This is a genomic window from Candidatus Kryptonium thompsonii (assembly GCF_001535985.1).
GTDB lineage: Bacteria > Bacteroidota > Ignavibacteria > Kryptoniales > Kryptoniaceae > Kryptonium > Kryptonium thompsonii.
On sequence record NZ_CZVS01000020.1, the window covers coordinates 1 to 12,187 of the forward strand.

At 35.8% G+C, this 12,187-nt stretch carries 11 protein-coding genes; all 11 read left to right on the forward strand.

Annotation, left to right across the window (positions count from 1 at the left end; all coding sequences use genetic code 11):
* Positions 1–345, forward strand: a 345-nt coding sequence (locus AWW78_RS03515; protein ID WP_047134223.1) for an ATP-binding protein, incomplete at its 5' end; no start/stop codon positions are given.
* The gene (pelF, locus tag AWW78_RS03520) at positions 338–1,540 is read left to right on the forward strand and encodes a GT4 family glycosyltransferase PelF (RefSeq protein WP_047134224.1); all 1,203 of its coding nucleotides are present in this window, start codon (positions 338–340) and stop codon (positions 1,538–1,540) included. The genes AWW78_RS03515 and pelF (AWW78_RS03520), both read left to right, overlap by 8 nt.
* 6 nt (positions 1,541–1,546) lie before the next feature.
* Positions 1,547–3,049, forward strand: a complete 1,503-nt coding sequence (pelF, locus tag AWW78_RS03525) for a GT4 family glycosyltransferase PelF (RefSeq protein WP_047134225.1) — start codon at positions 1,547–1,549, stop codon at positions 3,047–3,049.
* Position 3,050: 1 nt separating this feature from the next.
* A complete protein-coding gene (locus tag AWW78_RS03530; RefSeq protein ID WP_047134226.1) occupies positions 3,051–3,332 on the forward strand; it encodes a hypothetical protein in 282 nt (93 codons plus the stop codon).
* 172 nt (positions 3,333–3,504) lie between these two features.
* Entirely contained in the window at positions 3,505–4,659 is a 1,155-nt protein-coding gene (locus tag AWW78_RS03535) for a hypothetical protein (protein ID WP_141653884.1), read from the forward strand.
* A gap of 2 nt (positions 4,660–4,661) precedes the next feature.
* Positions 4,662–5,135, forward strand: coding sequence for a hypothetical protein (locus AWW78_RS03540; RefSeq protein ID WP_047134228.1), 474 nt, complete (start codon positions 4,662–4,664; stop codon positions 5,133–5,135).
* A 10-nt stretch (positions 5,136–5,145) separates the two neighbouring features.
* Entirely contained in the window at positions 5,146–6,444 is a 1,299-nt protein-coding gene (locus AWW78_RS03545; RefSeq protein ID WP_047134229.1) for a hypothetical protein, read from the forward strand.
* Positions 6,441–7,904 (forward strand): SpoIIE family protein phosphatase, encoded by a 1,464-nt coding sequence (locus AWW78_RS03550; protein WP_047134230.1) that lies wholly within the window; start codon positions 6,441–6,443, stop codon positions 7,902–7,904. Before AWW78_RS03545 ends, AWW78_RS03550 begins: the two co-directional genes overlap by 4 nt.
* Before the next feature lie 13 nt (positions 7,905–7,917).
* Positions 7,918–8,295: a response regulator gene (locus tag AWW78_RS03555; protein ID WP_047134231.1), complete on the forward strand. Its 378-nt coding sequence runs from the start codon at positions 7,918–7,920 to the stop codon at positions 8,293–8,295.
* The gene (locus tag AWW78_RS03560; RefSeq protein WP_047134232.1) at positions 8,292–10,358 is read left to right on the forward strand and encodes an anti-sigma factor antagonist; all 2,067 of its coding nucleotides are present in this window, start codon (positions 8,292–8,294) and stop codon (positions 10,356–10,358) included. Before AWW78_RS03555 ends, AWW78_RS03560 begins: the two co-directional genes overlap by 4 nt.
* Positions 10,339–12,159 carry a DUF2194 domain-containing protein gene (locus tag AWW78_RS03565; RefSeq protein WP_047134233.1) on the forward strand — a complete coding sequence of 607 codons (1,821 nt, stop codon included), beginning with the start codon at positions 10,339–10,341 and terminating at the stop codon, positions 12,157–12,159. Before AWW78_RS03560 ends, AWW78_RS03565 begins: the two co-directional genes overlap by 20 nt.
* Positions 12,160–12,187 lie beyond the last annotated feature (28 nt).

Below are 12,187 nucleotides of genomic sequence, written 5' to 3' on the forward strand. Positions count from 1 at the left end.
AAAAATTTTTTGATTTCAAATGGACTTGAAAGCGAAACTGCCGACGATATTGAGCTTGTGATAAGTGAGATGCTCACAAATATATACAAGCATTCTTATAAAGGAAATGAAGGCGATGTGGTAATAAATGCTAATATCGATGATGAAAAAGTTTACATCTCAATTAGGGATTTTGGCGAAAAGTTTGCGCCGGCGGAAATAAGTGAGCCTGATCCGGAAGTCCTTGCGGACCATGGCTATGGACTTTATATCGCAAGCCAAATTATGGATAAAATTGAATATATCCTTTCTCATGAATCTGGGACTGAGGTAATTTTAACAAAATACTTAAAGAAAAATGGTTGATGTTTGTTTAATTCTTGAGGGAACATATCCTTATGTCGTCGGAGGCGTTTCAAAGTGGACGCATGCCCTTGTAAAGAACTTAAGCGAAATTGAGTTTTCAATTGTACATCTACATTCAGGTGAGGAAAGAAAAATTAAGTTTGAAGTTCCAGAAAATGTTAAATCGATCGTTGAAATAGATGTAAGAAATGGATTTGGGTTCAGGTTTGATTTCAGAGACTTGATTGATGTTGTGCCTGAGGCAAAGGTTTATCATAGTTTGTCGACGGGTTTTGCGGGGCTTTTGGGGTTACAGGTGAAGTCTGTGAAAAATAAACCTTTAGTTTTAACTGAACATGGTTTGTATTGGAAGGAAATTGAGTTTGGGGTTGACGAGGTTGAGTGCGGGTTTAAAATTTTTAAAAACCTAAGGGAAAAGGAAAAAGTTTGCGTGGAGAGGCGAAGATATTTGGAAATTTTTAAAGAAATTGCAAAAAAATGTTACTTGGGTGCGGATGTTGTAACGACGGTATGTAGATATAATCTTGAACAGCAGTTAAGTTTGATTTCAAATGGGAAAAACTCCACAGACTTAAATTTAAAGTTCAGAGTGATTGAAAATTTCGTTGAGCCTGAATTTTTTGGAACCGTAGTTAGAAAAGTTAGAAGTGAGAAAGTTATTAGTTTCATCGGAAGGGTTGTCCCGATAAAGGATGTTAAAACATTCATAAGGGCGATGCCTTTAATTCTCGATGGGATTGGTGATGTTAAGTTTTTAATTGTTGGAGATTTGATGCAGGATCCCGAATATGTAGATGAATGTTTTGAACTTGTCAGAGAGCTTGGACTTGTTGGAAAGGTTAAATTCACTGGCGAAGCAAATGCCGTTGATTATCTCAAAATATCTGATGTTCTCGTTTTGCCAAGCGTCAGCGAAGGGCAACCATTTGTGGTTCTTGAGGCGATGGCTTCGGGTGTCCCAGTGGTTGCAACATGTGTCGGTGGGGTTCCTGAACTTATTGATGAAAGTGGGTTTGAATGCGGGCTTTTATTTGATGTTGGGGATTATGTTAAGCTTGCGGAAAATGTCCTTAAAATTTTGAGTGATGAGAGTTTGAGCGAAAGGTTGGCTGAAAACGGGATTAAAAAAGCTCGAAGATTTACAGTTGAAAGGTTTATTAATGGCTATGCAGAAATTTATAGAAGATTTATATAGGGAAGAATGGAGAGAAAATCGGTTCTTTTCGAAACTGAAGGTACTTATCCGTTTGTCGGTGGTGGAGTTAGCACATGGGCGGATATACTTGTGAATAATTTGAAAGATTTTGACTTTTACATTTATGCTGTGACTGGTATGCCTTATATGGAGTATAAGTATAAACTCCCAGAAAATGTTAAACTTGTTCGCCAGATTCCACTTTGGGGTTCGGAGGAGCCGTTTGAGGATATATTTTTTGAAATTCCTTTCTCAAGCATTTACATCAGGAAGACAAAAGTTAATGAAAGAGTTGTTCTTCGCAAATTTATCCCGATATTTATCGAATTTTTATCTTCTCTTATGAACCCATTTTCAGATCCTGAGGAATGCGCAGGCTATATATGGCTTATGCATAGGTATTTTAGCGAGTATGATTACAAGCAAACTTTTAGAAGCTTTGTTGTCTGGCAGGAATTCAAAAGGTTGGTTGTGTTGAAGTATTTTGAAGAAAACTCATTTCTTAGTGAGGATGAAATTCCATCGGTTTATGATTTAACGCTTGCTATGAGATGGCTTTATCATTATTTGATGCCTCTTTATGTTGATGTTCCAGAGGTTGACTTAAGCCATGCCACAGCTGCTGGTTTTTCTGGATTGCCAAGTGTCGTTGCAAAAATGAGGGATGGAACTCCGCTTGTTGTGACTGACCATGGGGTTTTCGCAAGGGAAAGATATATAGGAATTGGGAGTGAAAAAAATTTGTCTTTTTTTGCGAAAAAGTTTTTGATCAATCTTTCAATCTTGATTTCTAAAATTCTTTATAAGCTTGCGGATAAGGTTTTGCCAGTTTGTCAATTTAATACAACATGGGAAAAAATTTTTGGAGTTGAGGATGGAAAGATAAAGGTAATTTATAATGGCGTTGATCCAGAAGTTTTTCGGCCGAGACCAAAACCTGAAAAGACCAGAGAATTTCCAACAGTGGTAGCAGCAGCAAGGGTTATGCCACTTAAAGATATTGAAACGATGATAAAAGCAAGCGCAATTGTGAGAGAGGAAATTCCAAATGTCAAGTTCATCGTTTATGGTGCACTTGACGCTGACCCAGTTTACACAAAGAAGTGCCAACTTTTGATAAAAGAGTTAAAACTTGAAAATACATTTATACTTGCTGGACATCATTCAAAGCCAAGCGAAATTTATAACGAGGGGGATATTTCGGTTCTTTCGAGTATATCTGAGGGATTTCCATATACTGTGATTGAATCGATGGCGTGTGCAAGACCTGTAGTTGCGACAGATGTCGGCGGGGTAAGGGAAGCGCTTGAGGGGTTTGGAATAGTTGTTAAACCACGGGACCCAAAAGCACTTGCCGAAGGTGTGGTCAAACTCTTGAAAGATCATGAACTTCGTGAAACACTTGGAAGGAGAGCAAGGGAACAAGTTTTGGCGAAGTTTAGAATTGACATGAGCGTTGAACAGTATAGACAAGTGTATAATGAACTTATCCAATTGAAAGGAAGCTAGGATGAGGGAAGAGTATATATCGCAACATATGCGGAAAATTGAGAAGGTCGCAGATGAAGTAATGGAGAAAATTGGAAACCCGATAAGTGCTCTTCAAGTTGCCGCTGTGATTGAAAGTTTGGGATATAGACATGTGGATTGCTCAGTTGAGTTTGGAAGAAGCAATATATTTGAGTTAAGTAAGGATGTTTACAGAATTTGCAAGCTGAAAGCGAGGTCTGATAAAAAGGTAAAAAAAAGAATCAGAAATTTCACTTGGAGAAAGGGTATGGCGATTTCTTAAGCACTATTTTTCTGGGATAGCACTTGGGCTTCCAGTAGCGACTCAAATTGTTTTCATTGCTTTTACTGGTTATTCGCTCTGGGCGTGGGTTAAATTTACAGAAGCTCAGGCGACGATTGTTGCGTTTGGGACAATTTTAAGTTTTCTCACCACTGGTGGATTTACACAAGTTATGGGTAGAGAAGTAATGTATTATTTAAGTATGGGAAATAAAAGGACTGCTCGTGAGATAGCAATTAATCTATTTAATTATGGTGTGTATGTTGTGATTTTAATCGCTCTCGTTTTATTTGGCTTTAACTTAATTTTTGAACTTTTCCCACAGAGATTCATTTACTTGATTTTATCTTATTATTTTTTGCTTTCTCTCCTTTGGCTTTCAACAAGCATGATTTACGCAGCAAAGCGTAAAGTTTCAATTACAGTTATACTGTCAATCGGAACATTAATTGTGATCTATCTTCATAAGTTTGAGTCCTTTTCAATCCACACGGCTCACATTTTTGGTTTAGTCGTTGCTAATATTCTAATGTATATCTGGGCAAGATATGTTTTTAGGCTAAGAAAAGAAGATAAAAAAGTTGGATATGTTTCCTTGAAGGTGAAGCGTCCTTCTGTTTTGGCGTATGTTAATAGTTCCTTTTTTAAGTTCGGGTTTTACTACTTTTTATTACTGTTTCTTGATAGAATTATTTCATGGACGGCTTATTCAAAGGGGAAATTTTATTTTTTCTGGTTCAGGACCCCTTATGAGCTTGGGGTGGATTGGGCTTTGCTTTCTTTTGGTTTAACGCTTGCAGTGCTTGAATATGCTGTGAACGATTTTTCAGAATTGCTAATTCCAAAACAGAAAAAGTTTCAGGTTTTCAAAATTAAATCACATAATTTATGGTGGTATTACAATTTTTATTTTGGCAAACTTTCATTTCTTCTTATCTTTGGGATTTTGAGCATAGTTGGAGTTTATTTTATTGTATTAAAACTTGGTGAAATTTATCAACATATAAAGGAAGTTCGAGAATTTTTCTCAAGCCCGATAACTTTCAAAGTTTACTACTTTGCTTCAATTTCGTATTTGTTTCTTGCTGTTGGAATGATGAATAACTTATTTTTCTTTACACTATGGAAGCCAAATTTGGGGCTTAATGCTATAAGAATTGCGATTTTAATAGATCTTGTTGTTGGGCTTTTGGCAAGTAGGCTAATAAGTTGGGAATATGGTGTTTTGGGTTTTTTCGTCGGGTCGCTTGTTTTTGCGGTGGTTTCAACTTACTATGTATTAAAATTTATGCACACGCTTGATTATCAATATTATTCGGCATTTTGAAAATGCTTGATGATGTCATTTACATAGTTAAAGTCTATGTGGGACTTTTTCTTATCGCATATCTTGCTGTGAAGCTTAGATTTTGGGAGGAATGCGTGGGCTATGGATGTTTGTTTAAATACTTTTATAAGTTCCTTTCAATTTTGCTTGTGCTTCTTTATGTTGTAGTTAAACTGAAAGCATTGGATTTCTTCTTCATTTTTTCAATTTTTATCCTGATCGTTGTGGTTGATTATTTAATTTCGTGGAAGAAAAATGCTATAAAAGCGAATTATGTCAAAATTGCCTTAAATCAAAAAATCTATGATTTCATAGATGGGGTTAAAAAGTTTAAGTTTAAAAAACTAGATTTAAAATTAACTGTCTGGCATTTCATCTTTGCCCTTGTTTTCCTTTCAGGCTTGTTTTTATGGGTGAGTTCAGAGATTAAAAACTGTTCTCTTCCTTCAATTTGTTCAACATGCACGTCTTGTTAAAATCGCTTCAATGCTTACGAATAACTATACTTTTGGAATTAACGACTTCGGATCAAATTCGCTTTGTGCTTTTTTCTCTTTGATTTTTGGAGTTAATCAGTATGTTGTTTTGCATCTATTTGGGATTTTTAATTTTTTAATTTTGAGCATAGGAGTTTCGCTTTTGACACATAAATTAACGCAAGATTTTACTTCTGTAGTTTTAAGTGTTTCACTTTTTGTGTTTGGTCTTCCGTTGGTTGATTTCATTTCAAATCACGCTGAGAATAGTTCATTTTTATTTGGGCTTGGATGGTCGCTTATGCTAATCTATTTCTGGAAGGATGTGGGTTGGATTCAGAGAATTCTAAGTTTGGTTTCTGCTTTTCTTATCGATGTGTTTACTGGTTTTATTATGTCGTTTTTGATCGCTCTATCTGAGCTCTTGGAGAGGGCACGAATGAATTTTAAGTCCGATAGAAAGAAATCTTTTAAGCTTATCTTAATATCGTTTTTAGTTTTTTCTTTTCCTTTTGCGCTTGAAGCTTATTTTAGTTTAAATCCAGAGCTTGGGATAAAAGCTTATGCTTTGTTTTTGAATCCTGAGGTTTCAGCATATTTACCCGTTTTATTAAATGTTTTTATTTTGCTAACGCTTTTGATTTTAATTTTTGAATTGAGCTCATCGGGCTTGGAAGTTGAATCTTTCAAGATTTTCTACGGGATTTTCTCATTTCTTTTGTTAATTTACACATTGACAGCTCAAGAAGGTTTGTTAAATTTTGTACCTTTTGAATTGTTTTATCCCTTTGCCATTGCGAATTCATTTATTTGGTTGATAAGTGTTGTTAGAAAAATTCTAAGAAAGTGGAATGTTGTTTATGCTGTTTTTGTTCTCTGCATTATCGTTGTTTTGGTGTTAAATGCTTTTATTTATAACACTCGTAAAGTTGAGAGTTCAATCGAACCATGTGAACTTGTTCAGGTGGTAAAAAAAATTCAGAGGGAATCCTTGCCTTTTTCACTTGCTTTGGTTTCACATTCTGGGACGAGACCAGTTGTTGAAAATTGGGCTTGGTTTATGGATTGGGATTATTTCATAAAAAATTATATTTTAATTAGCGAGCCGAGAAAAATTTATGATGTCGTTTATGTCATCGTCCCGAAGCAAAATTCAATCGGTAAGATTCATTCTTCATTTTTGCCGAGGATTGAGAACCTAAGCTTGGTTCTTGATTCAGTATGTTCTAATTATAAATATGCTATTCCTCAAGTTTATTTTGATGGTTCAGAGATAAAGGTTTATAAATTAACGAAGTTGGAAAGGTGATCAGGCATATAATCAAACTATATACTGAGAAGTTTTCTCGGTTCTCTGATTCGGAATTCGCTGTGGTCGATGAAAAAGGCGAGGTGATTGCTAAGACAGAAAATTATGTGAATTTTGAGGAGGGCATTAAAGTTGAGTTAAATTCAAATTATGGTAAGATGTATCTTTATGTAAAACCCCGTTTAGATACCGAGAGGGAAATTCAGCTGTTGAAATTTTTGTATACGGAGCTTTTGAATTATGAGGGTTATATAGAGAGTCTTGTTCAGGAACTTGCGCACAGGCAGGAGGAGCTTGGGGTTGTATATGATATGGTTGCAAAGGCTGGTTTGGTTTTTGATGAAACTGAGATTATCAAAATCATCGTTAACAAGATAAATTCGTTGATATCTCCGAAGGCATGTGTTGTTGGAATTTTCGAGGGCGATGTATTGAACCAAAAATATGTGGGTGGTAAAATTCCCGATGATGTTAAGCAGGAGGTTGAAAAGTTGATAGAAAAAGCTGTGAGGAGCCGAAATTTTGTGATTTCTTCGAGTCAAAGTGCAACATCATTTCGAAGTTTGCTTGCTGTGCCGATGTTTTCGGGAGATAAGCCGATAGGTGGAATTTTTGTATATGATGATGGGAAGGCTTTTGATACGGCTGGGGCAAAGTTGCTCCTTACACTTGGAAATTACGCTGGTATAATTCTTTACAGAAATAGATTGATTGACGAGATAAAACGGACCGAAGCATTAAAACAAGAAATCGAGATAGCAAAGAAAATTCAAGAAAGTTCACTTCCCAAAGCAATTCCAAATTTCGGAGAACTTGATGTTTGTGCTTTTATAAAGCCGAGCTCAAGCGTTGGAGGGGACTATTATGATTTTATATTTGAAAAGGGAAGGAAATGTTTTTTGGTTTCAGATGTTTCGGGGCATGGAATTGGAGCAGCACTTCTTCTTGCAAGTTTGAGAAGTGTGATAAGGTTGATGTATGAGTTTACATCTGATATATCAGAACTTTTAAGCGCAATAAATAGAGTAATTTACAAGGATACATTTGAAATCGGGGTATATGCAACTGTTTTTATGGCTGAATATTGCTCTGATGGGCTTCTTGTATATTCAAACGCTGGGCATATTCCACCAATTCTTTTCAGGCGTAATAACAAAGAGATGTTTGAGCTTGAAATACATGGTTCGCCAATTGGTTTGTTTGAAGATGAAATGTATGGGTCTAACCAAATAAATCTTTCAAAGGGTGATGTGCTTGTAGTTTTTACAGATGGGGTGCCAGAGATGAGAAATAGGGATGATGAATTTTTTGGTGTTGAAAGATTGAAAAAGGTTATTTTTGAGAATTCTGATAAAAGTGCACTTGAGATTTGTGATGTGATAGTTGATGAAGTGATGAAATTTAAAGGTGAAGCCGAACAAAAAGATGATATAACCTTGCTTGTTGTAAAGAAAATTTAAGTATGAATGCTAAATGTTGAAGAAAATTCTAATCGTTGACGATGATATAACTGTTCAACGCCTTCTTGAGTTCATCTTGAGGAAATTCAGTGATGTGGATGTTTTTATTGCAAGTGATGGTGATATGGCGCTTGATATTATAAGAAAAGAGAAACCGAATTTAATTTTTCTTGATTTTATGATGCCTGGGAAAAATGGAATTGAAGTTTGTCGTGAGGTGAAGAATGATCCCGAGCTTAAGAATTCATATATCGTTATGCTCACAGCGAAAGGTGAAGAAGCTGATGTAAAAGACATGTTTGAAGCTGGTGCAGATGAGTATGTCCCAAAACCATTTACTCCATCCGAGATAGCTGAAATAGTTCGAAAAATAATTTACAAAGAACAGTGATTGGAAAAATTTTAAGCAGGAGTTCTAAGATTGAAATTAAAAATCTTCCTGATGTGTGGAAAGCATTCGGAATGTTTGAGTTCTTTAATAAATCTGCGTCCGAAGGATTTGAATTTATTTTTGATGTTTTTGAAAGTGTGGTTAAGAAAGCGGCTTATTACATTTATTCTTTCTCTGAGGCGAGCCAGAGTTTAGTTCTTGAAAGTATGCGTTTGAGAACCGAAAGGATGGGAAATTTTGATGAAGAAGTGATCGAGGCGCTGAGGGAGCCTGAACTTAAGCTGATTTTTAGGGAGGAGTATAAAAATTTAGGTTTTGCGCTTATATGGGCGGGAAAGTTTCTTAATATACCGCTCTATCATTCCGAAAAATATATCGGAAGTCTATTCAGCGGTCCATATGAGCCAGAGACTATTGATAAAGAACTTTTGAACTGGTTCAGGGGTTTTGCAAACGCATGTGCAATTGCTTTAAGGCAGATAAAATTTGGCGAGGAAACTCGTTCAAAAATTCGTCTGCTTGAGTCTCAAGTGCAAGTAAGCAAAAAAATGCTTGGTTCAACGCTTGAGGTGAACAGGTTTCTTGAACTTCTTCTTGAGCTTGCAATCACTGCAACTGGAAGCGATGCTGGATTTGTAGCAATGTGGGATGATAAAATTAAAAGAATGAAAATAAAGGCAAGCAAAAATTTATCAGAAGAATTTGTAAGCTCGCTTGATCTTTCGCCTGATACTGGACTTTTTGAGTGGACTGGATATGGAGATGAGATGATAGTTCGTGATTTTGAGTTTCTGTTGAGGTTTGGAATTAATTCTATAATTGCTGTTCCGCTTGTTGAAGATAAAAAGCTTCTTGGAATCTTCACCCTTGTGAATTTTAAGAAGTTAAAGCAATTTGAAGAGTTTGCTGTAAAGATTTTATTAAATTTTGTTGAGCAGATAAAAATTGTAATTCATAACATCGAAACTTTCGCTCAATTTACAGAGCGTTATCTTAAAACTCTTATCGCCCTTGCTGAGGCGTATGATATGAGAAGTGAGTACACAGCTGGGCATTCAAATAGGGTCGCTGATCTTGCAGTTGAAATAGGGAAAAAGCTTGGTCTTGATTCCGAAAAACTTCGTGAACTTAAAATAGCAGGTTTGATCCACGATGTTGGGATGTGCGGGGTTGTTGAGATAGGTGAAGGTTATCAAGCGGACTATAATCATCCGATAATTGGGGCAAGCATGGTTGAAATTTTGCCTATATCATCGGATATAGTTGAAGGAATAAGAACACATCAGGAATGGTATGATGGGTGGGGATTTCCGCAAGGCTTAAAGGGTGAGGAGATACCTTTGTTTGGTAAAATTCTCGGGCTATGTGAATTCTTTGTTGAGATATCATCAAACTCAAAACTTCGCAAAGCGTTGTCCTATGCTCAAATTGAGTCGGAAATAAAGCAAAGGACGGGTTCACAATTTGATCCGAAGGTCGTATCTGCTTTTTTTGAGGTCTTAAATGCGAAAAGAGAAAAGGCTGGCACAGCATGGATTGAAGAGTGCTGGAAATTTAAAGGTGAGCCAAGGGATGTTTGTTCGAGATGTCCTGTATATGAAAGCGATCTCAGAAGATGTTGGCAATCCCCAGAAATTATGTGCAGATTTCATGGAGATTATTCGTGCGATGATTGTTTCATTTTTTTAGAATGGATTGAAAGAATTAAAACAAAAAAATTGGAGAAAAAAATGGAGTACAGCGTTGTCGAAAAGAATAATTACGCAATTGTTAAACTTAAAGGTGAACTTGATGTTGCAAGCTCAATTCATATGAGGGATGTTTTTAAAGGCTTGATTGACAAAGGTAAGGCAAATATAATTATTGATTTCTCCGATGTTACTTTTATCGATAGTTCTGGGCTTGGAATAATTGTCGTCGCTTATCGCAGTGCAAAGGAGAAAGGTGGGACGATAAAATTTGCCAATGTAAATCCAAGGGTGAAAAAATTATTCGAAATTACAAGAACTGAAAAACATTTTGAATTTTATGGTAGTGTTGAAGATGCCGAGAAGTCTTTTTAACATGATTTTCATGGTTTGTTTTTTTCTCTTCGCTTCCTGTAAAACTCAAAAAGAAAAGATTGATTTTTCAATAGAAAAACCAGAGAAAGTTCTTCTCATTTATGACTCTTCGGATATGTACTCTTCTGAATGCGTTGAAAATGCAAGATGGGCTTTTAAATATGCGAAGGTAAATTATGATGAGCTTGATCTTTTAGATTATCAAGGTAAATTGGTTCAAGATTTTCAGAATTATTATGCAATCGTCTTTGCAACTGAATTTATAAAAAAGCTTTCTAAAGATGACTGTCAAAGGATAAAAAATTTTGTTGCCAATGGCGGTGGTTTGGCTGTCATATATCGGGGTTATAATGAAAATTTATCGGAACTCTTTGGCGTAAAATTAAGAGATGCGAGAAATTTATTTTTAAAACGGGGGAATTCTGGGCTTGTTTTTAATGCCAATCTTATGCCTATGCTTAAAAACACCGCAATACCTGATTCTATCTTGCGTGATCTTTCAATGTTCGATTTCATTCATTTTGGTTCGAAGAGCATCATAGCGACTTCTTCGGATAAGATACCTGTTGTTTGGCAATTGAGGTATGGATTGGGAAAGGTCATTTACTGGAACACATCTATTTTGGTGAATAAATTGCTTCGTGGTTTTATAACAAGGTCGATAATTTCCGTTTCGGATAAATTTGTTCAGCCAATTTCAAACTTAGCGGTTATTTTTATTGATGATTTTCCGACAGCTGTGCCAAATGTCAAGAAAAAGCTTATATGGGATGAATTTAATATGACGATGGCAGAGTATCATTTTTTTATCTTTTATCCCGATATGGTTAAACTTGCAGATGAAATTGGGTTGAAATACACCGCTGGTCTTACTTTTAATTACGGCGCTGATATTAAACCACCGTTTCATTTGACTGAATGGAGGGTTGGGAAAGTAAAAGTTTTTGATAAGGAGGTTGAAGTTTCAAAGTCAATTGCAAGGCAGTTTAAATCGAAAAATGAACTTGCATTTCACGGATATAATCATATTTCACTTTTGGTTGATGAATGGAAAGATATAGAAAATATGAAAAGTGCTTTAAGGTTTGCGCAGAAAAAATGGGAGGAAGAAGGTTTGGGTAAATTGCCGATAACATATATCCCACCGACAAATTGGATTGACTCCATTGGGGTTCAGGCAATTGTGCAAAGTTTCCCGTCGATTAAGGTTATAGCTGGCTTATATTCTGGATTCTTTGATGTTGGGCAATCAAGGGAGTTTGGACCTGAACCGTGGAATAGAAAACTTTATTGCATACCAAGAGTTTCAGCAGGTTTTTTAATTGATGATTATACCAAGCTGTTGATTTTAAGCGAGGTTGCAATGCTTGGGGTTTGGACACACTTTATTCATCCTGATGATGTCATTTATACTCCAGATGAGGTTGAAAACCCAGAGCTTGTGAGAAATTGGTTTTATCTTCCATGGCGTGGGAAGAATGGGGAGGGACTTTATTTTAAGTTTAAAGAATGGCTTAAGGATTTTAAAAAGAATTATCCCTACATAAGATTTATGACCTGTGCGGAAGCATATGAAGAGATGCAAAAGTTCGATAATCTGATGATTGAATATGAGTTTTTTGAGGATGAAATTAGAATAAAAACAAATCAAAAGGAAGTTTTTCTGGTTGCTGATATTGATGCAAAGTACAAAGGCGTTGAGTTAACCAATGCTGTTATTGTTCATTCGGGTGTAACTGATTTTACGAATTTCGTTGTTCTTAAAACACTGGATAACTCAGTAATTTTAAAATTAAGGTAAATTTTTGTATTTTTATTGTAGGTGGTTT

Excerpts from the sequence above, each read along its gene's own strand:
- pelF (WP_047134224.1), top strand. The coding sequence starts at position 338 with ATGGTTGATGTTTGTTTAATTCTTGAGGGAACATATCCTTATGTCGTC.
- pelF (WP_047134225.1), top strand. The coding sequence starts at position 1,547 with ATGGAGAGAAAATCGGTTCTTTTCGAAACTGAAGGTACTTATCCGTTT.
- AWW78_RS03530 (WP_047134226.1), top strand. The coding sequence starts at position 3,051 with ATGAGGGAAGAGTATATATCGCAACATATGCGGAAAATTGAGAAGGTC.
- AWW78_RS03535 (WP_141653884.1), top strand. The coding sequence starts at position 3,505 with ATGGGTAGAGAAGTAATGTATTATTTAAGTATGGGAAATAAAAGGACT.
- AWW78_RS03540 (WP_047134228.1), top strand. The coding sequence starts at position 4,662 with ATGCTTGATGATGTCATTTACATAGTTAAAGTCTATGTGGGACTTTTT.
- AWW78_RS03545 (WP_047134229.1), top strand. The coding sequence starts at position 5,146 with ATGCTTACGAATAACTATACTTTTGGAATTAACGACTTCGGATCAAAT.
- AWW78_RS03555 (WP_047134231.1), top strand. The coding sequence starts at position 7,918 with ATGTTGAAGAAAATTCTAATCGTTGACGATGATATAACTGTTCAACGC.
- AWW78_RS03565 (WP_047134233.1), top strand. The coding sequence starts at position 10,339 with ATGCCGAGAAGTCTTTTTAACATGATTTTCATGGTTTGTTTTTTTCTC.